Origin of the sequence: Tractidigestivibacter sp., assembly GCF_050946515.1 — a bacterium.
Taxonomy (GTDB): domain Bacteria; phylum Actinomycetota; class Coriobacteriia; order Coriobacteriales; family Atopobiaceae; genus Tractidigestivibacter.
Window position 1 is genome coordinate 58151 of sequence record NZ_JBMNUX010000012.1, and the last position, 19437, is coordinate 77587.

19 protein-coding genes are annotated in these 19437 nt (G+C 60.4%); 9 read left to right on the top strand and 10 right to left on the bottom strand.

Annotation, left to right across the window (positions count from 1 at the left end):
• Positions 1-183 precede the first annotated feature (183 nt).
• The 5 genes from ACOYJL_RS08065 to ACOYJL_RS08085 are packed head-to-tail and all read right to left on the bottom strand — an operon-like array spanning position 184 to position 6948.
• Entirely contained in the window at positions 184-5436 is a 5253-nt protein-coding gene (locus ACOYJL_RS08065) for an FtsK/SpoIIIE domain-containing protein (RefSeq protein WP_433569712.1), read from the bottom strand.
• Positions 5437-5467: 31 nt separating this feature from the next.
• Positions 5468-5740: a hypothetical protein gene (locus tag ACOYJL_RS08070; protein WP_433569713.1), complete on the bottom strand. Its 273-nt coding sequence runs from the start codon at positions 5738-5740 to the stop codon at positions 5468-5470.
• A gap of 9 nt (positions 5741-5749) precedes the next feature.
• A complete protein-coding gene (locus ACOYJL_RS08075; RefSeq protein WP_433569714.1) occupies positions 5750-6025 on the bottom strand; it encodes a hypothetical protein in 276 nt (91 codons plus the stop codon).
• Between the two features lie 57 nt (positions 6026-6082).
• Positions 6083-6709, bottom strand: a complete 627-nt coding sequence (locus ACOYJL_RS08080; protein ID WP_433569715.1) for a hypothetical protein — start codon at positions 6707-6709, stop codon at positions 6083-6085.
• A gap of 2 nt (positions 6710-6711) precedes the next feature.
• The gene (locus ACOYJL_RS08085; RefSeq protein ID WP_433569716.1) at positions 6712-6948 is read right to left on the bottom strand and encodes a hypothetical protein; all 237 of its coding nucleotides are present in this window, start codon (positions 6946-6948) and stop codon (positions 6712-6714) included.
• Between the two features lie 114 nt (positions 6949-7062).
• On the opposite strand from ACOYJL_RS08085, the gene ACOYJL_RS08090 reads away from it, so the two are divergent.
• Together ACOYJL_RS08090 and ACOYJL_RS08095 are read left to right on the top strand one after the other, a co-directional pair.
• Positions 7063-8715: a hypothetical protein gene (locus ACOYJL_RS08090; RefSeq protein ID WP_433569717.1), complete on the top strand. Its 1653-nt coding sequence runs from the start codon at positions 7063-7065 to the stop codon at positions 8713-8715.
• A 122-nt stretch (positions 8716-8837) separates the two neighbouring features.
• Entirely contained in the window at positions 8838-9401 is a 564-nt protein-coding gene (locus ACOYJL_RS08095) for a hypothetical protein (RefSeq protein ID WP_433569718.1), read from the top strand.
• A gap of 167 nt (positions 9402-9568) precedes the next feature.
• Here ACOYJL_RS08095 and ACOYJL_RS08100 read toward each other — a convergent pair whose 3' ends face one another.
• Genes ACOYJL_RS08100 through ACOYJL_RS08110 form a run of 3 tightly spaced genes read right to left on the bottom strand, consistent with a single transcriptional unit; the run spans position 9569 to position 11515 of the window.
• The gene (locus ACOYJL_RS08100; RefSeq protein ID WP_433569719.1) at positions 9569-10441 is read right to left on the bottom strand and encodes an alpha/beta hydrolase; all 873 of its coding nucleotides are present in this window, start codon (positions 10439-10441) and stop codon (positions 9569-9571) included.
• A 17-nt stretch (positions 10442-10458) separates the two neighbouring features.
• Positions 10459-10944 (bottom strand): flavodoxin, encoded by a 486-nt coding sequence (locus ACOYJL_RS08105; RefSeq protein WP_433569720.1) that lies wholly within the window; start codon positions 10942-10944, stop codon positions 10459-10461.
• Positions 10945-10957: 13 nt separating this feature from the next.
• On the bottom strand, positions 10958-11515 hold the full coding sequence (locus tag ACOYJL_RS08110; RefSeq protein WP_433569721.1) for a flavin reductase family protein: 558 nt from the start codon (positions 11513-11515) through the stop codon (positions 10958-10960).
• 138 nt (positions 11516-11653) lie between these two features.
• Here ACOYJL_RS08110 and ACOYJL_RS08115 point away from each other — a divergent pair, with 138 nt between their 5' ends.
• The 7 genes from ACOYJL_RS08115 (at position 11654) to ACOYJL_RS08145 (ending at position 17799) form a co-directional block, all read left to right on the top strand.
• A complete protein-coding gene (locus ACOYJL_RS08115; RefSeq protein WP_433569722.1) occupies positions 11654-12583 on the top strand; it encodes a LysR family transcriptional regulator in 930 nt (309 codons plus the stop codon).
• 93 nt (positions 12584-12676) lie between these two features.
• Positions 12677-13243 carry an HXXEE domain-containing protein gene (locus ACOYJL_RS08120; RefSeq protein ID WP_433569723.1) on the top strand — a complete coding sequence of 189 codons (567 nt, stop codon included), beginning with the start codon at positions 12677-12679 and terminating at the stop codon, positions 13241-13243.
• A 471-nt stretch (positions 13244-13714) separates the two neighbouring features.
• Positions 13715-14953 carry a tyrosine-type recombinase/integrase gene (locus ACOYJL_RS08125; protein WP_433569724.1) on the top strand — a complete coding sequence of 413 codons (1239 nt, stop codon included), beginning with the start codon at positions 13715-13717 and terminating at the stop codon, positions 14951-14953.
• 135 nt (positions 14954-15088) lie between these two features.
• Positions 15089-15679, top strand: a complete 591-nt coding sequence (locus ACOYJL_RS08130; protein ID WP_433569725.1) for a type IV toxin-antitoxin system AbiEi family antitoxin domain-containing protein — start codon at positions 15089-15091, stop codon at positions 15677-15679.
• Positions 15680-15692: 13 nt separating this feature from the next.
• A complete protein-coding gene (locus ACOYJL_RS08135; RefSeq protein ID WP_433569726.1) occupies positions 15693-16496 on the top strand; it encodes a nucleotidyl transferase AbiEii/AbiGii toxin family protein in 804 nt (267 codons plus the stop codon).
• A gap of 261 nt (positions 16497-16757) precedes the next feature.
• A complete protein-coding gene (locus tag ACOYJL_RS08140; RefSeq protein WP_433569727.1) occupies positions 16758-16973 on the top strand; it encodes a hypothetical protein in 216 nt (71 codons plus the stop codon).
• A gap of 418 nt (positions 16974-17391) precedes the next feature.
• Positions 17392-17799 carry a hypothetical protein gene (locus tag ACOYJL_RS08145; RefSeq protein WP_433569728.1) on the top strand — a complete coding sequence of 136 codons (408 nt, stop codon included), beginning with the start codon at positions 17392-17394 and terminating at the stop codon, positions 17797-17799.
• A gap of 548 nt (positions 17800-18347) precedes the next feature.
• Here ACOYJL_RS08145 and ACOYJL_RS08150 read toward each other — a convergent pair.
• Positions 18348-18968, bottom strand: a complete 621-nt coding sequence (locus ACOYJL_RS08150; protein ID WP_433569730.1) for a UvrD-helicase domain-containing protein — start codon at positions 18966-18968, stop codon at positions 18348-18350.
• Positions 18969-18981: 13 nt separating this feature from the next.
• Positions 18982-19437, bottom strand: a 456-nt coding sequence (locus tag ACOYJL_RS08155; RefSeq protein ID WP_433569729.1) for an IS30 family transposase, incomplete at its 5' end; no start/stop codon positions are given.

Below are 19437 nucleotides of genomic sequence, written 5' to 3' on the forward strand. Positions count from 1 at the left end.
TGAATAAGATTATGCAGAATCTGGCGATGTCAGATGGACACGTTCGCTCTTGGCATCCAATAGCAAGCCTTCTCCCGCTTCAAAGGCGTTACGCATAAAAACCAGGTTGAGACAACAGGATGCGGGTCCCCTTGCGATCAAAAAGAGGGGGCCCGCATCAGAAGTCACGGCGTGCCAAGGCACCTACAGCCTGAAGAGCACCGGCTCGCCAGGCTTGGTGGAGAAGTCCTCAAAGAAGAGCCCGTTTCCGCTGAACTGCGCGATGTCCAAGTTGACCACGCGGCGCACCCATCGCATGAGGGACGCGCCCGCAGGCACCTGAAGCACAGAGCTGCTGCCCGTAAGGATGGCGAGGCAGCCTGCCGCGCCTGCACCCCTTAGGATGGCGACGACCTGCTTCAGAATCTCGTCGTCACTCTGGACGGCGTCAAGCGCGCCCTTCAAGACGAGAACCTCAAACTCAGGCATCTCTTCGCCGTCGTCCAGCCGGTCACGGAGGTCCCAGTAGTCGTATGCCTCTGAAGAGGCAAAGGCCTCCTGCCGCTCGACAAGCCCAGAATATGCCGCAGCAAGTGCATCCGAGGTGGCGTCGACCTCAACAACCTGCGGCTTCGCCCCAAGCTCCTGCTCAATCTTCTCCTCAAGCGAAGAGCAGAGGGAGCCACGCGCTTCAGAGGTGCCGCCACAGGCCGCAACCGCGGCAAGGTCTCGAGGGCCAACGGAAAGCCGAGCGGCGCCAGCCCCACCCTGAAGCTCGCCGAGCTCGACGACAAACCCTGCGGCAGGGGGGACCTGAGCGGGAGCAACCACAGGCGCTGGGGCCGCTGTCGGCTGGGCCGGCACGAAGTTCGCCTGCGCCTGTGGCGCAAGCTCCGTCGCTGCAGCAGCCGCCACGTTCTCGGGAGAGAACTCGTCTTCAAGCTCGTTGTCCACTTCATAGCTCTTGGTCGAGAAGAGCCCTGCAGGGTCGTTGAAGAGGTCTGAGTCAAAGATTGAATGATGCTCGCGCTCAATTGGGGCACCCGCATCGGCAATCGCAGCTTCATCTTTCTTGGCTTCCGGCACCGCTCGCCCTGAGGCAACGGCAGCAACACGCACTCTGTTGAATCGCGGAGCGTCTTGCGCATCAGCGGCCGTGGGGACCTCGGTCCTCTTGCGCCATGAGAGGAGCTCTTCTTCGGAAAGGGGGAGGTAGGGCTTAATCTGGCACGAAACGGAGAGGTCCGCCGCATTTCTGCCCTTGAAGTAGACGACGTTTGCGTTCATGGAGTCGGTGGGGACCTCGGAGCCCAGGACGCGACGACCGTCGAACGCCGAAAGCCCCCTCACGACGCGCTGGGTGAGGTCTCCGGCCATGTTTCGCTCGTCCAAGAAGCTGTAGAACTCCGCCGACGCTGACTGAGCCGTTATGACCACGAAGACGCGGCACTGCGAGCCTTCGTGAACCAATTCGGCAAGCTGCTTGCTTGCGCCCGGAGCCCCTTCGGAAAGCTCGCCTTCCCATTCAAGCGCATAGGGGTCCTCAGGAAGCTTGTCCAAGACAAGAGCCTCGGGCTCGCCGGACTCGCCAGGTTCTCCAGCCAAAGAGTCAGCCTCTCCACCAACTTCGCCAACATCCTGCGCGCTATCGTCACCAGAGGGCGCGAGAAGGTCGTCCAGCTTGTCCGCCACATCGCCGAAGAAGTCGAACGTGTGGGGGTCACCCTTGTAACCGCCTTCATCGTTTGCGCTCGCATCTTCTGCGCCTGCGCCGCCTACGCCAGCATCCGGCTTCTCACGAGAAACACGCGCCCCGGGCTTTGTGACCTTCCCGCCAACCAAGCGCTCGAAGAACCCTCGCTTCGCGGCACGCCTGAAAACGATGATGATGTCGCCAAGCGATGCTATGCCGCCCTCGTCCATCACCGCAAGCCTTCGCTGATACTCATCAAAGACGCAATGGATTCCAGCGAGCGCCTCAGCCTCGTTTCTCGTAACGCGCACGCGCCCGCACGAGACGCCCTCAAGCGTCGAGAGCGCCTGTGCGTCACTGTCGGTCTCGTTTCCCGTAAATGCAGGAAGGTCGACGTAGAGCATGTTGGCCTTCCTGTTGAAGAGCACGGCGTCCGCCAGAAGCTCGGTCAGGGCAAAGTCGCTCTCGCGCCTATCCACCATGGCGAGCATGTTGCTGTCCATGCCCGAGTCAAACTTGATTGCGATGTCGTCAGCCATTCGGATGGGCTCGCCGAGCGGAACGACCACCTGCCCGATTGCGTCAAGCCGCTGCTTATGGGCGGAACTCAGGACGGCATCTGCGACATCGGAAAGCTTGCAAGGCTCGGAGACGTTGAAGACCCTGTTCTTGTCTGACGTGTACTCAAAGCCCCTCTGCTTGCTTTCCTTCGAAATCTTCTCGAGCACCCGGTCTCGGTCGCCGTTCTCGGGATTGCAGAACGAGACGCGGAACCTAAACGGAGCCATGGAGCTGTGCACGTCGTTGGTCATGACGGCGACGCCCTTGGCAGAGTCGGTGCCGAACGCCTTCAGCGCATCGTACTTCTTCGAGACGCCAAAGAGCTGCGCCTGGTTGTCCTCGCTGTTCTTAAGGCCGATGCGGACGGCCATCTGGCTGATTGCGTCGGCAACGCCCGGCGAGCTGATGAAGTTCTGAGAGGAGAGGACCAGATGTATTCCGTACGACCTGCCCTGCTTCGCGAGCATTCCCAGGTACCTGTTGCAGTTCTTGGCAACCTCGTCGTTCGCGGACATCTTGAAGAGCACTTCGGCCTCGTCGATGACCACTAGGATGCGCGGCATCTTGCGCCTAGTCTCACGGCGATAGGCGCTCAGCGCGTTGACCTTGGAATCGGCCAGCTGGTTGAAGAGCAGGGAGCGCCGATCCATCTCGTCGCACAGCTCCTTGAGCACGCTCTCGCCAAACTCGGGGAGGGCGCTCACGGCGACGAGGCGCATGTGCGGCAGCGGGTATGCAGGGTTAGCGTAGACCGGACCGAACTCGTTGCCCTGCTTGAAGTCGAGCAGGTAAAGCTGCAGCTCGTCGGGGGAGTAGTGGCTGATGGCGCTCAAGATCATGGTATGCAGCAAGGTTGACTTGCCCGAGCCCGTGTTGCCGCAGATGATGCCATGCGGGACGTCCTTGTTCAGGTGTATCTCTATTTGCTGGCCGTTCTCCCCAATGCCAATGGGAATGTCCAGGCCATCCAACGAGCTTCGGTCAAAGAGCGTATCGCCCGCAATCGCCGAGAAGTCCAGGCCCTTTGCGGCCCTGCGCTTGGCCTCGTCGCGATATGCGCTCAGGTACGCATTTGCGTCGGCATCGCTTTGGGGGAGCGCCGGCGTCTCGAGCGGCAGGACAGAGAGACCCGACGGGCTCAGGCTCACGCCATTCTCGTCCACAAGGAACGTGGCCGCGGAAAGCTCGTCCAGCTGGGTGGCATGGTCGAAGGCATAGTGCTCCTCGGCACTCATGACCACATAGACGCCGCCCTGGTAGCCGCGGCTCATGAGGTTGCAGAAGTTTGCATAAAGCGGGTCGCCCGGGCGCAGCAGGTCCTCGGCGCCATTGACCACCACGAGCGTAAGCGGCATCGCGTTCTCTGGATGCTCGAGGTTGTAGTCGACCAGGCAGCCCTCGGCGCGCGTGCGGTCGCGAATCACATCGTCCACCTGGTCACGGACCTCAGAGACCATGGTGTCAAAGTCGCGAGGCTTAGTCACGTTGTCAGTGGCGCTTCCGCTGTTGAAAAGCGTCTGGGTCTTGCCGTTGAGAAGAAGCATGCCCGCGCAGCTGCCGCCCTGGCGAACGTCGACGACCTTAACGTGCAGAAGCGTCGGGGGAATCTGCCGGATGAACTGCCAGGTGAGCTCTTGGACAAAGGAGAGGGCGCTTTCTTGGCTGCCCTGCTTGTAGGTCACGAGGAAGTTTTGCGGACGGCGAAGGTCAGCCTCGAGCGGAATGCCAATGCGGTCCTGATGCTTTCCGTCTTTCCGGTTGAACGCGAGCTTCAACGTGTCAAAGCTCGGCTGAGACTCAAAGTCGTACAGGGGCAAGAACGCGTCAGCAAGGCAGACCTTGCCGGAAAACTCATTGGCTGGGAGAAAGTCACCGGTGCGCGCGAGGCTTACCGCGCCATCCACGCAGCTGCGGAAGCGTGCGACGGCCTCGGGGCTGTCAGGGTCGCCCTCTGGCTCTTGGGACACGAAGTCGATGATTGCCTGCGGGAGAACGCGCCCCTTGCCGCCGGAAAGCTCAAGGCGGCTCTGGCATCGAGACATCGCTGCCAAAAGCGTCCCCTGCGAAGCGAACATGCACTCATACGAAAGCGAAGCGCGGTCCCAAGACGGGGTGGGACCGGCCGATATTTCCCAGCAGCTCGCAACGGCACCGTTGAGAACGTCGGTCTTGCCGACAATGGGCGCCAAGAGAAGGCAGTCCTTCTGCTTCGAACGAGAGGAGAGCTCCTTAATCGCGGCCCTGGTCTTTGCTGACCCGCCGGCATCCAGCCCAAACGCCACAACAATGGCACGGCCCTTGCCCGAGTTCAGGTAGCCTTTGGTCTGCGTCAGCGCGGCGCGAGCTCCCTCATCGCCTTGCTTGCCCCAGATGAACATGGTTGGAGCCGCCTGCCTCAACTGCGAAAGAGAGTTCAGAATGGCTGTCGACGCGCCGTCCTTGGGCGCTTCGGGCTGCACGACGCATATGCGCAGCCCCTTCGAGCCCAGACGAGCAACGGCGGAAACAACCGTGGCGGTCACAATGTCCACGCCTTTTTTTGGAAGGCCGCCAGAGACGTTGATGGCAAAGGCGCCATCCTGGAAGAAAATCCCAACGGGGAGCTTGAGCTGCTTCTCCTTTGCGCTGAAGACCTCAGGGCAGAGTTCAGTCGCCTTCTGGAATACAGGTCCCCACGACTTATAGCTGATCGTTGCCACAAGAAGGCATGCCAGGCCATCGACGTCATCGACTTGGCTGCAATGCGCCTCCGTCGAGAAGGCCGCCAAGGACTCCTTGAGCTTTTCCATGAGGGCTTGAGAAAAGGTCCCCCTCGTCTTGGTCTCGACCGCCCTGAGAATCTGCCCTTGCTTCTTTTTCTCCCGCTTTTCAAGATTGCTCAGGACAACGTTTCTGTTGGCGGTGTTTTGGGACTTTGCGTGCGCGCGCGCCTTCACGAAGTAATCGCTGCTCTGCACATAAGATTGCCGGAGCTCGCCGAGCCTGCGCACATAGTCCATAACGACGTCATGGTATTCGGTCCAAGTGAGGACCTTCCTTGTCGGGATGCTCCCGCTTGAAGCGGCATCTTTGTTAGTCGGCTGGGAATCTTGCTTGGTTCCTTCATCCGTCGTCGGAGCCACCGGCTTTTTGATGCCGTACTTCTTCAGAAGGCTGTCAACGTCCACGTCATTAGGCTTCTGCCGTGAGCCACCCTTGCCCATGAGTCAAATCATCTCCGAACTAGAACGGAAGCTAGAAACGAGTGTTCAGGTAGTCGTCGAGCGCGTCGGCGAGCCTGTCGAGCTGCGGCGCGGAATAGGTCAGCGTGTCGAGCGGCTGCTTCACAAGGTCGTCGATGCGATGCATGATCTCGCGATACTCGTCGCCCTTCTCGTCGCTCCAGTCGGCAGATGACTTGATGGTGCGCTCGATGAGGCTTGAGGTGTCTTCGATCTCGTTGATGGTGTTACGGACCGTCTTCGCGCAATTTCGAATTGTTGCGGGATTGGAGTTGATATCGAACATGGTTCTCTCCTAAAGCCTCGTCGACTGGTAAGCGTCAATGCTTGCGAGCAGGCGACGGAGGGTTTGCTCGCAGTTCTTCAGGTCGGCGAGGGGCTGGTTGAGCGCTCCCGAGCAGCTGTCGACTATCTGCGCATACTGACGGAACTTGTCATCGTTCCAGTTCTGACCTGCGCTGTTCTTCTCGTTCTCAAGCAGCCTGCCCACGTCGCGATAGTTGGCCTCGACTGCCCTGACCAGCTCTATCGAGCGAACGACAGCATCTCTCCTAACGGAGACGTTTCGCATGGTATTGTCCTCTCTCTTCTGGACCAGCAAAGCCGGGCGGATTCTGGTCTTCTCCTGCTATAGGTTCTGGTTAAGGTAGTTATCCGCTGCGTTGATGAGGCTGCCAATTCCCAAGATGCAGGCGTCGGTGTGCTCTGTGGACACCATCAAGAGCTGGTCTGCGTCAATCTTGAGGGTATCGAGGCGCGGCAGCAGGAACTCCTGTAGCGACTCAAGGTCCGAAAGCCTACCAAGCTCATAGGTAAGCAAGCCCTCAATCTCATGCGCCTCCTGCTTCAGCGAGGCAATCTGGCTGCTCAGGAGCCTGATGTCACTGGCAATGTTATTAGCTTCGGCCGCATATCCATTGGCTGTGGAGGCGTAGTCTCGGGCCTCCTGCTGGCTTTGTGCGTTGTGCGCGGCCGCGGCATACCGCTCGTACTGGCTTCTCGCACGGTTGTACCGCGCTTGGTCGTCTGCCATGCGGTTCTTGTCATCCTCAATGCTCGCCATGCACTCGTCGTGCGATGTCGTAAGCATTGCGACATGGTCCTTTTGGTCAGAGATCTTCTGGGCCATCTCGTCTATTGCCAAGTTGGCGGCATGACGGATCTCGCTCGAGGCCTGCTCAATCGCTTCCGCATAGTCCTGAATGCCAGAACGCACAGAATCGAGAGAGGCTATAGAAACTCGCACCTGTGCCATAGCTAGTACTCCCGAAGCAGAGACTGAAACTTGCGCAGGCTCGTAATGATTGGAGCCGCGTCGCTATAAATCTTGCGGGACTGCGATGCGATGGGGGACATGTTTACGTTCACGCTTTCAAACTGCCCATCATCCCAGCCGTCGCACGAGACAGAGAGCACTGAGTTGAGCGATGTCGACGCGTCTCGAAGATGGGCCAGCGAACTCTGGAGGTAATTCAGGGAATCCAAGGAATTCATGTCGCGCGCTCCTTACCATAGGAATCACGCATTCACTTTATCAAAAGGAGCCGCAAGGTCAGCTGGCGTTAGAATGCGTTTATGACAGCTTTAAGCAAGTATGAGGGGATTGCCATGAAGAGGGTTTGCAAATCCTGCGGACAAGAGATTGATTTCAGCTGCGTCGAATGCCCGAACTGTGGCGCAGTTGTCGAAGAGTCAGAAATTGACGAGACGTCTGCCAGCGCAACAAAGCGGCGTGACGAGCTGCTGCCCGAGCTCGACTCCCTCAACAAGAAGAAAGCACAGCTAAAGAGTCAGGCAGATGGCCTGAAAAGCAAGATAGGCAAGACAAACAATGAGATAGCGGCCAAAGATAAGCTCTTGAAGGGCAAGCTCTCCGAAAAGAATGTGAGCGACTACGAGGAGATCGCCAACAACCCTGGTCCGCACATCGAAGAGCTTGAGTCAAAGATGCGCTCCGAGCAGGACGCGATTGACGGCCACATCCAAGCGGCATCCGTACTGGAAGGCCTAAAGCCTTCCTCTAATCCCGAAGCCAAGGAGGAGCAGCGACGGGCGCGCGAAGAGGCGGCCACGGAAAAGGCCATTCTCGACGCAGTGAGCGAGACCTGCGACAGGGCGCAGAGCAAGATGAACCAGGCAAAGCAAGGCTACTCGGCCGAGAAGAAGAAATATGACCTCCTGAAGAAGACCAATGACGAAAAGGAAGCTGCCTACAAGCAGGCTTCCGATCTTCTCGATGCCATAAAAAGGAAGCTCAAGAATGACAAGAGCCTGTCCAATGCCCAGCGCAAGATTCGCGAGAATCAGGTCAACGACCTTGAGCGCGCGGTTCGCATAGCCCTTGAAGAGGCAACCAAGGCGACGAGCGAGCTTGACCTGCAAACCGAGAAGTTCGCTCCCTTCCAAGAGCAGTATGATCAGGCGAAGTCTGAGTATGACGCTGCGCTGGCGGACTACAACAGGCAGAAAGAGAAGTACGAGGCAGCGCAAGCAATCGTCGACCAACATAATACGAACAACCAAAAGCTTGATACCAGCATCAAGACAGAAAATAGCTCGGCAGAGGCGGCGCGCAAGCGGCTCAATGCGCTTCAAGCGCAAAAGGGCAAGGTCAAGGCTATGGCCGACGACCCAAGCAAGATGCGCAACGAGCGAAATGCTGCCTTGAAGGAGCGTGACGACCTTAAGAGCAGGCAGAGTCAGCTGAACAATCAGCTCAAGGCAACGTTGAGCGAGCTAGATTCAGTTTCGAAGCAGGTCAATAGGGATTCTGCTGAAATCAGCAACCTCGAGTACACCATTAAGAATGCCGGCAATCTGCAAAAAAGCCTCGCCTTGTACAAGCGGAATAAGGAAAAAGAGGAGGAGCTTGCTCAGCAACAGGCGGAGCACGAAGCGCAAGAAAGGGCTGAAGAAAAGAGGAAGAAGAGAGCAAAGTTCTTCAAGAAGCATCCGGCCCTTTCCTCGTTTGTCGTGGGAATCCCGATATTTCTCATCCTCTCGAACGTCCTGCAGGCCCTGTTCCCCCTAACGAGCTCAATGGTCACGTTCTATTGGGTCGCCGTGGTTCTTCTTACAATCATCCTGTTCTCGTGCGCGGGCTCGGTGGGCATCTTTCCATTGGGCGTGCTAATTGCCTCATTGATAATGATGAACAACGGACTCAACTACGTCGACTTCTTCTGTGACGTCATTGTGGCGGGTCTCTCTTGGGCAATCGCATACTTCGTCCTGAATTCCAAGGTCGCAGACAAGGCTTAAGCGGCAGGAGCCCTTGCAAGCGGGCTGGCCGAAAGACAATACCCTCGACAGCAGGCAGGCTGGAAATGTTCCAGCCTGCCTTATTCTTGTATGCAGACGACACGAGGGGAGGAACCGACTCGATGAGCAACTATGAAGGAGGGGTTGCGGGTCTGGCGCGAGGCCACGTCCTGCTCGCACTGTGCACGGTGCTGTATTTGGTCTGGTGGTGGGTGTTCTTCCATCCGCGCGACGCAAGGCCGGCGGGGCTAGAGCGCGGCTTCGGCATCGCGTGCATCTTGGGCGCCGTTGCGTTTGGCCTTGCCTCCGTCATCAAGATTGAGACCGCTCTGGGGGAGCTTCCGGCAACGATTCCCGGCTATGCGCTCTGGGGAGCTGCCGTCCTGGCATACGTTGCGCTCTACTTCATAACCGTCAGGGGGTTCGATCGCCAGCCGACGACGGAGCTGGTGCTGATTGTGGCCTGGGCCGCGCTCGAGGCGTCCGTCGCCAGCGCGCTTGCCGCGTGCGGCATGGGCGGCAACGCCATGGCCGTGGCTGCGCTCACCGTGGCAGGATTTGTCGTGAGCATGGTCTGCTACGTCATGTACTACCGACTGGACGGCATGGCGTCGTTTCTCGATGGATGCGCCCCGCTTGTCGTCATCGGGATAGAGTCAGCCATCATCGCAGCGATGCTGAGGTAGAGGCTGGCAGGCGCGCCGCGATTCTGCTTCTGATGAGAAAGGAGGGCCATGGTCTCCCACGGCTCTCCTTTCTCGTCAGCGAACAGAGACAAGCTTCGGCGCGATGGTTTCGCCGCCCTAGCCCTTTCAGCGTTCTCTTGTGGCGGAGAGAAGAGAGAATCGACCCGTTACAGCTTGTCAGCAAAGAAGGAGACCAGCTCGTCTGCGGCGTCGTCCATGAACGGCGCAAGGTCATACAGGTCAAAGTGGCCGGCCTCGGGGATGACGACGATCTTCTTGTCGCCGTCTGGCACGGCGGCAAAGACCTCCTCGGACGCCGGCCTGCTCCAGGCGTTCTCGCCAGTCACGACAAGGTAGGGCTTCCTCATGTCCTTCATGATGGCGGGAACGTTGTAGGCTACCAGCTCAAGCTGGCTCCAGGAGACCGCCTTGTTGCTGTAGCCCCTACGGTTGCCCCTGGAGGTGTAGTAGTAGGCGGCGCCCTCGTCGAATGCCCTGGGCATGAAGTTGAGGTAGGTCACCTCCCCCTTGCCCTCCTCGTATGCCTTCTTCTCGGCCTCGACCTCTTCTGCCGGGCGGAAGAACCCCATCATCGGCGACTTGGAGATGTCGGAGATGGCAGGCACCACGGCTGCTATCGCCTTGAAGCGCGGCTCCCTCACGCCTGCGACTGACATGTATGAGCCACCGCCACAGATGCCGACGCCGCCAATCCTGTCCTTATCGACATAGGGGAGGGAGGCGAGGTAGTCCACGGCGCTCTCGATGTCGGTCTCCTTGACGGAAGGTGACTCGAGCTGCCTTGGGGCGCCCTCGCTTTCGCCGAAGTACGCGCCATCGTAGACGAGGGTGACGTATCCCGCCTTGGTAAGCTGCTTCGCATAGGTGCTCTGAGCCTGCTCCTTGATGGAGAGCATGGGACCAGCGACCACGATTGCCGGGTAATTCTTGCTGAGGTCAAAGTTGTAAGGAAGCCTCAGGATTCCCGTCATGCGAAGGCTCAGCTTATGGTTGACAAATACGACCTTCTGTTCCGTCATCGCTCATGACCTTTCTACTAGTTGAAAACCTTGTTGAGCCACGCCCGAACCTTCTCCGGGCTGCCCTTCTCGGCCTCTGACATCTCGATGGGAAGCCCCTCTTTGACCTCGGCGTTCGGCTCAAGCTCGCTGATGGTCTTGTAAGTGCCGCCATCGCCCGAGCCCATATGGGTGTTGAAGGGGATGATGGTCTTGCCCGAGAAGTCCAGCTGGTCGAACAGCGTGTAGATGATCATCGGGAACGTGTACCACCACATCGGGTAGCCGATGAAGATGGTGTCGTAGCCAGTGATGTCGATTGCGTTCTTGATCTCAGGGCGCATGCCCTTGTCGTGCTCGCTCTTGGCGCGGCTGGCAAGCTGGCTGTAGTGGTCCCTGTTCGAGTCGTACGGCTCCTTAGGGACGATTTCCTGAAGGTCCGCTCCCGTCTGCCTTGCGATTTCCTCTGCGGTCTTCTTTGCCGTGCCATAGACCGAAAAATAAAGCACCAGTGTTTTGCTCATGGCCATCCTCGCGCTACTTCAGCTCTGCCCCATCGTGGAAAGCGTCTCCTTCTTTCTTGCCAAGAGAGTAGTAGCTGTGGTGAGCCGTCTCGTAGGTGATAGGGTGGAACAGGTCGAGAGAAACGTCGCCGTCCGAGCCAAGCACCGACTCGTCCACGCTTACGTTGACGATCTTGGCGAGGTACTTGCTGCCGCCGATGACGTCCTCAAGCTTGCACTCCAGGGTCACCGGAAGCTCGTTGATGATCGGGGCGTTGACCTTCTCGCTCTTTGCGACGGTAAACCCCGCCCTCTTGACCTTACCGGGCTCCTTTTTGCCGGAGACCATGCCGACGTAGTCGCAGGACTTCAGATGCTCTGCCGTGCCCATGCTGACAGTGAATTCCTTGTTCCGGACGATGTTGTCCGTCGTCTTGTGCTCGGAGAGGTCGATCATGATCTCGTCAGCGCCGACGACGCCGCCCCACGCCGCGTTCATGGCGTTGGGCGTCCCGTCCTCGTCATACGTGCCAAGAATCAATACTGGCTGAGGGAACAGGTACGGCCTCGCGCCGAGGTCTTTTCTAGCCATGCGTCATGCTCCTAACTAATAACTGATGCATATGTTGTTTCTCTTGTTGCACGCACGTAGAAATTTAGGTGTTTGCTCGAGTTATGTACAATTCAATTTGGTCATAAGACTATAAACGCCAGTAATATAGGAAAAACGATGATCGAGATTTATCTGCTTGAGCAGCTAGACGCTTTCGCCCACAACGGAACGCTGACCAAGGCCAGCGAGGAGCTGCACATATCGCAGCCGGCGCTTTCCCATTCGATGAAGAAGCTTGAGGCAGAGACCGGCATGTCTCTGTTCAGCCGCGACGGCAAGAGGATGACCCTGACCGAGACGGGAGAGATTGCCGCTCGCTATGCGTCAAGGATACTGAGCGACGAGCGAGAGATGCTGGACCAGATGGCGCAAAAGGAGAGGAGCCTCAGGTCAATCGTCCTGGGCTCCTGCGCACCCATGCCCATCGCAAGGCTCATTCCCGTCCTCCAGATGCTGTTCCCGGACAAGTCAGTAATCACAGAGATGAGGGATTCTGACGACGTCCTCCTGCAAGGCCTGAGAAATCGCACGGACCAGCTTGCCATCTTGCACGAGAAGCCCAAGGAGGCCGGAATATTCTATCAACGCTACGTGCGGGAATCCATCTGCCTGTATGTTCCGGAGAGCCACCCTCTTGCCCGGAGGCAGAGCGTCACGCTCAAAGAGATCTCTGGCATGCGCATCGTCGCGCACCGCCACATAGGGTTCTGGCTTAAAGTCTGCGAGAGGGCGATACCCAAGTCCAACCTTCTGATTCAAGACAGCATGGACGCGATGGACGAACTTGCAGAGTCTTCCACCATCGCAATGTTCAACTCCGACGCCATGATCATCGACGGGTTCGAGCAGAGGGGCCGCGTTGCCGTGCCGATAAGCGACCCCGAGATGACGACGACCTACTACGTCGCCTGCCTTGACAGCGAGAAGGAGAAGTATCGCTCATTCTTCAGCTCCGTGCGCGCCGAAGCCATGCGGGCCCAAGGCCATGAGGCGAGCGATGGGACAGCATCGCACAGAGGAGGGGAAGCTTCGACGCTGCCGAGTTGAGCGCACTTTACTGATTCAGGTTGGGATTCAATAGAATCAATTGCAGACAAGCACTTGTGACCGAACGAGGGGAGCTGCGGGGATGGTTCTGGCATGACGAAAAAGAATGTGGCGTTCATCTGCACGCAAAATGCCTGCCGCAGCCAAATCGCGGAGGCGCTTGCGAAATACGGCGCATTCGAGGGATACGAGTTCTATTCTGCCGGCTCAGAACCGCAAGAAGAGATTGATCCGGATGCTATGCGCATTTTGAGGATTGCCTTCCCCCTTCTTGCCTCTATGGGGAGAAGGAGGCCGATGGCATCCCTCGTCCTGGCGAGCTCGCTTTTCGTGAACGGCCTTATGCACGCGATCCTTTGGATTGCGGGAACCTATACCGCTGGAGCCCTGACAAGCGTGTGCCTTTTCCTCCCGCTCCCCATCTGGATCCTCTCTCACTCAATCGGAAGCGACCAAGAAAGGTTTCCTGTCGCGGCCCTGGTCGCGTCGCTTCTCATCGGCGGCGTCTTGATGCACGCAGTGCTCATCGCCTCGACGGCAGCCTACGTGAAGGCCGGCGCAATTGGGTTCGAGGCGCTTGTGGCCATTCAGCTCATCAACGCTTCGCTTCTCGTCTCTCTTGGGTGGATCGTGTCGGGAACAAGGCTCGGGAGGAGGTAGGACCGTAGCTCTCTCGCGCAAGTCAGCGAGCAAACGAGGAAAGCCCTCCAATTATTAATGTTTATCAAAGTTTGTTAGGCAGCCCTATGGCGGTGATGGGCGGCGTTCAGGCAGTCTGGCAAAGATGCTTTTGGATGGTTGAAAAGTTAATTAAATAAAAAGTCGGGCGGGAAACACCCCGTCCGACCTGCGCTTTTCTGGTCGGGTGGACTGGATTCGAACCAGCGACCCCTTGACCCCCAGGGCGCAATCCTTGATGAATGTCAATAGACACCAGAGGACACCACTTCCACAAATTGTGCTGTTTAACTGGGCATTTGCTGACCTTGACGAACATGAGGCGACCACAGCCCCCGTCATGTAAAGTCGTCCGCAGTACGCAAATAGTACGCCACGTACTATCCACGTACTGCACGTACTGCGACGGCCGCGGGCGGGCGCATCAAAGGTTCAAACGTTGATGGGGGCACGATGCCGAGGAATCTGAGCAACGGGTTCGTCTTCAAGGACGAGAGGTCCGGCCACTGGAGGGCCGCGATCAGCTGGCAGGACGAGGACGGCAGGCAGAGGAGGATGACGCGAAACACCCCCGTCGCCTGCTATCCCGACAGGGTGAGCAGGAAGACCGGGAAGGTCACCAGGGACAACCGCGGGAAGGGCGCCGCCGAGGACTTCCTCAGGGAGTGGCGCGACGAGGAGGTCCGAAAGGACGAGGAGCTCTCCGGTACCGTCTCCTGCGAGACGCCTGTCTACCGCTACGTCCTCGACTACATAGACATGAAGGAGTCCACCGGCAACATCCTCGCCTCCACGGCGGACGGCTACCGCTGGTACGCGAAGCACCTGCTGGGCACGGAGCTCGGCAAGACCCCCGTGGGGCAGGTCACCGCGAGGCAGATCCAGGAGTTCGAGCGCGACATGGTGCAGGACGGATACGGCGGCAACACCGTCTCCCACACCCACGTGCTGCTGAAGACGGCCTTCATCAGGGCGCGCAGGCTGGGCGACATCCCGTCGAACCCCTTCGACCTCGTCGACGCTCCCAAGAGGCCCACGAAGCCGATAAACTCCCTCGACGCCACGAGCGTCCGGCAGCTCAACCAGACGCTCGGGAGCGTCGCCGACCCGTTCTCCACGGCCGTGCTCCTCGCGCTCATGACGGGGATGAGGCAGGGCGAGATATGCGCCCTCAGGTGGCAGGACGTCGACCGCGTGTCGCGCAAGATCCGGGTCTCGCACGCGCTCACGAGGGCGAGCGGCACCTTCGCGCTCTCCACGCCGAAGACCAGGAGCTCGGCCAGGACCATCCCCTACGGCGACGAGCTCGCCCGCGTGCTTGAGGCGAGGGCGCGCGCCATGCACGGCGAGCGCGAGGCGATGGGCCTCGACTGGGACGAGGGGCTCTTCGTCGTGGGCAGCGCCGTCACCGGCGCCTGGAAGAGCCCCATGGCGCTGGGGCAGGAGTGGAGGGCGTTCGTGAGGGTTGCGAGGCTCGTTGGCTCCCAGGGCGAGCCGCCGAGGTTCCACGACCTCAGGCACACCTTCGCGACGATGGCGATCGGCTCCGGCGTGGACGTGAAGACCGTGAGCGCCATCCTCGGCCACTCCAACGCGGCGATGACCTTGAACGTCTACGCCGACGCGCTCGCAGACAGCAAGAAGGCCGGCATGGACCTCATGGGCAGGATCATGTCCGCGGGGCTCTCGTAGGAACGGGGTGCAGACGGCACCCATCGAAGCATCGGAAGCGGATTCGGGGCGGAAGCGAGTCCGGTTGCCGCGGCGCGTGCGGATGCACACCCTGGGGCGAACGGAACGCCGATGGCGACTTTGGAGGATCGCATTATGGAGCGTGCGATTGAGAATGTGTCATATGTAGAGTGTCTTCGCTATACTATTGCCATGGCTAAGATAGATGACATATACGGGGCGGCCGACGACTACGGCCTCGTGACGTCCGCGGACGCGAGGGCGCTCGGCGCCTCCGACGCGGAGGTGGTGCAGTACGCGGCGCGAGGGAGGCTCGAGCGCGTGGCCAGGGGCGTCTACCGAGTGCCCGTGTGGCCCTACCAGGAGCAGTCCCCCTACGCGATCGCCGTGAGGGCCGCGGGCGAGGGCGCCTACCTCTACGGCGAGTCCGTGGTGGCGCTCCTCGGGCTCTGCCCCACCGACCCGCGCGCCATCTGGGTGGCGACGCCCAGGAGGACCAGGCGCAGCCTCGGCGAGGGCGTGAGGCTCGTCTGGCGGAGGCACCCGGACAGGGTCACCTGGTACGAGGGCATAGCCTGCCAGGAGGCTGCCGACGCGATCCGCGAGGCGGCGAGGACCTTGGGGCCCTCCCGCGCCGTCGACGCGGCGCGCGAGGCGGAGCGGAGGGGCTACGTCACGCCGGCCGAGCTCGCAGAGATCGAGGGGGAGGTGGGCGCCCATGCCTAGGCGCCCGAACAGCATGAGGCACCTGGACGACGCCATCAGGAGGGCCTCCGGCGGCACCGCCGACGGCTACGTGCGCATGCGCACCCTCGTGGCGAACGCGATAGTGGCACAGATGCTGCCCGACGGGGTCGTGAAGGGCGGAAGCGCAGTCAGGATGCGCTTCGGGTCCGAGGCCACGCGCTACACGACCGACCTCGACACCGCCACGGCGAGCGACCCGGACGAGTACGCGGCGAGGCTGTCCGAGGCGCTCGCCGCCGGATGGGAGGGCTTCACCGGCCGCGTCGTGCGCCGCGAGCCCGCCACGCCACCGGGCATCCCCGGCGAGTACGTGATGCGCCCCTTCGACGTGAAGCTCTCCTACCTGGGAAGGCCCTGGTGCACGGTGCCCCTCGAGGTGGGGTTCGACGAGATCGGCGACGCCGAGCGGGCCGACGCGACCAGCCAGGCCGAGGCCTCGGACGCCCTCGGGAGGCTCGGGTTCCCCGCCGTCGGGGACGTGGCCCTCATGGACCTCTGCTACCAGGTGGCCCAGAAGCTCCACGGGCTCACGAGCGGCGGCGACCGTGTGCGCGACCTCGTTGACCTCCAGCTCATCATGGGCAACGCCGACGTGGACCTGGCGCGCACGAGGCGGGTCTGCGTGAGGCTCTTCGCCTACCGGAAGGCCCAGCAATGGCCGCCCAGGGTCGTCTCCGGAGAGGGCTGGGACGAGCTCTACGCCGCCCAGGCGGAGGGGCTCGGCGTGCTGCAGGACCTCGCGGAGGCCATCGAGTGGGCCAACGGGCTCGTCGCCCGCATCGATGCCGCACGGTAGCGGGAAGTCGCAGGCGACCCAGTCCTTCAATACCAGTTGCCGGCCCCAGAATGCGAGCACACCGCCACCGTTAGCACGGCGACGCCCAGACCACGAACCCGATTGGCCGCCAATCCCGGTTGGATAGAATGGACGCAGATCGCAAAACCCGATAGGGTTTTATGTGGCGGGGACGCACGAGCGCCTCCGCCTAATTTTTGCTCGAAGGCATCACTGGCATAGCCACCAAAACACATGGACACGAGACATGGAGTCGGGACGATGAAGTGGATCTACGATGCCGACGGCAACGCGGACCTCGAAGAGGTCGCGTTCGCGGAGAAGGGCATCTCGGCAATCCTGGAGAACGTCGACCTCTCTTCGGCGCCAAGTGGCGCTGCGGACGCCGCGATGTGCTTCCTGGGGCGTTTGGTAAGGGAGCTCGCCGAGGCGACCGAGGCGCACTCCCATGCGGGAGGCGGCTTCCCTGCGCGGTAGGGTCATCCTCACCGTGCGGGCTAGGCGCTGCGTGAGTTGCAAGTCGGTCCCCACGCTCCTGCGGGAGCGCGGGGACATCGGGCCGGATGTGCCCTTCCGACATCCGCTGCGCCGGGGACATCGTCGGCATCCCCTATCCTCGCGGTCGTCGAAAGCGCCCGGCCGGCGCGGCAGCGGGGGTCGCCCCCGCGCCGGGTCGGTGTAGAAGCTCGCCGCACTTCCGCGCCGACACCTCCAAGCCCTCCCTCGCCCAAGACGCTGGCACAGGGAGCAAGCACCTCTTCCCGCTCCCCGGCGGCCCGCGCGACTGGTCGGCGCCGCGCCACGCCCGCAAGGGCGCGCCGCCCCGCCACGCGGGCCTTGCCGCTCGTTGGGCGAGGGAGGGCAAAGGGCCTTCCCACGTCCTAGGGGGGTCACCATGACCGAGAAGACAGAGAGCGCCGCAGCAGTGACCGAGGAGAGTCTCGTCGCCACGTGCGAGGGCATCGTGAGGGACTACCTCGCCCACAGGGGATACGAGGTCCACGCGGGCGACGGCTGGTCCTGCGACTGCGAGGACGCGCCAATCGTGGCCACGGACGGCGACGAGACGGTGCTCATAGCCGTCATCTCCGGCTATGAGGAGGGCTCGGCCAGGATGCCCGAGCTCAACGTGGGAGCCGCCGAGTTCGCGATAATGAGGCGTGCGTGCCTGCTCTACCTCGCGGACCACGGCGACGTGGACGCGATACGCCACGATGTGGTCTCCATCGTCGTGACGGGAGAGCGCCAGGCGAAGCTCCGCCACCTCATCGGCGCCTGGCAGTGGGCGGAGAGGGAGGAGTGACCTAGGACGTCATAGCACAGACACCGCTCACGGCAGGAAGGCGGCCGCTCGGGGAAACCCGGGCGGTCGTCCCTTTCCTGCCGCCACGGCCGCAGCCAAGCCCTCCCGCGGCCGCCCTCCCCGCCGTCAGGAACACCTAGCGACGGCGGGGAGGGAAAGACTCGCTCCTGCTGGCGTCATCCGTACGACGTTGGGAAACCTGGCTATCGGACGCCATCTTAATGAAGAGCTAATAGAGAGGCAGCCTGCGCCGAAGAGCGCTACACGTATGAACTAACTCGTCCATGGGTGCTACGGGGCCCTGGAGCGCGACATCTGGTTCTTCAACTGGGGGGCTAGCTCTGACTGTAATGGACACGCCAATTGGTGTGGCAGACGGCAAGGGAACCGTACTCACGGCAGTCATCTCTGCTTGCCGTGATTGCTCGGTCCGAATATCCAAGCCGAGAGTCAAAGCACCTGCCTTCATGATGATGCGGAGCAAATGCCTTTCTTACATGTATGAGCAAAGTGAGACATAAGAGATAGCAAGGCGATTAGAAGGGCATCTAGAGCAGGAATATGAGATCGCCACTTGCGCGGGTTATTGCGACGTACAGCTTTGCACGTGCACCATTACTAAGATTGACTGGCTTGCCTGTAATCCATTTTCGCATGTCTGACGTAGGGATGATGGAAACATCGCCAAGCGTGAGCCCTTTGGATTCTCCCATGTTCATTACTCGATAACCGTCAGGAACATTGGTGCGTTTATCATATCGGAGGATAGTGGGAGTAGAGTTGCGGGACTGGACCCACGTTTCGAAGTCCGACCTCTTCACCTTGAGGACTTGTCCTCCGCTAATATCGTCGCTTTCCTTGGTCGCCACAACCTTCGGCAACTCGGGAAACAGCTTGTTGGCAAGACTGATGATGTCATTTGAGCATCTATATGACACAGACAATGAAGTAGTGTCTATGGGGAATGAGGACCTCTGGTCAAAGAACTCGAAGACGTTCGAATAGCCTGAGTTGATCTGTCCGTTGTTGGTGCGATAGGTTTGCTGCCTTGGGTCGCCAACAATCGTCATGTTCTTGCAAGACCCCATCAGCGCCAGTAAAAGGTCGTAATCGTACCCAGCGAAATCCTGTCCCTCATCCACGAGGATAAGGTCGTATATTCCGCAAATTCATGGCGAATCCTCAGAGCAAGTGCAACGACTGGTGGTGGTAGACCTCCCAGGGGCACTTCCACTTGAGACGCTTGCGTGGTCTCCGGTTGAGTGAATCGTATGCCTCCTGCACCTCGCTGTCGCTGACATCGTCGAGGCTCTCGCCCTTCGGGAACCAGTCCCTGAGAAGGCCATTGGTGTTCTCGTTGGTGCCCCGCTCCCATGGATGGTGGGGATGGCAGAAGTAGGCCGGCGCTCCCAGCGCCTCCTGGAGGCCCTCTGCATCCGAGAACTCCTTGCCCCTGCCGGGAGCGACGGTATGGACGGCCTCTCCCTCGAGCGCCCTCTCCGTGGCCCCGCTGGCCTCGGCATGGGCCTTCCTGGCGGCCTTGCCGCCGACAGGGCATCCGCTCATCCTGTCGACCTGGGTGACGAGGCATGCGCCGCCCTGCCTGCCAGCGACCGTATCGCCTTCCCAGTCGCCTGT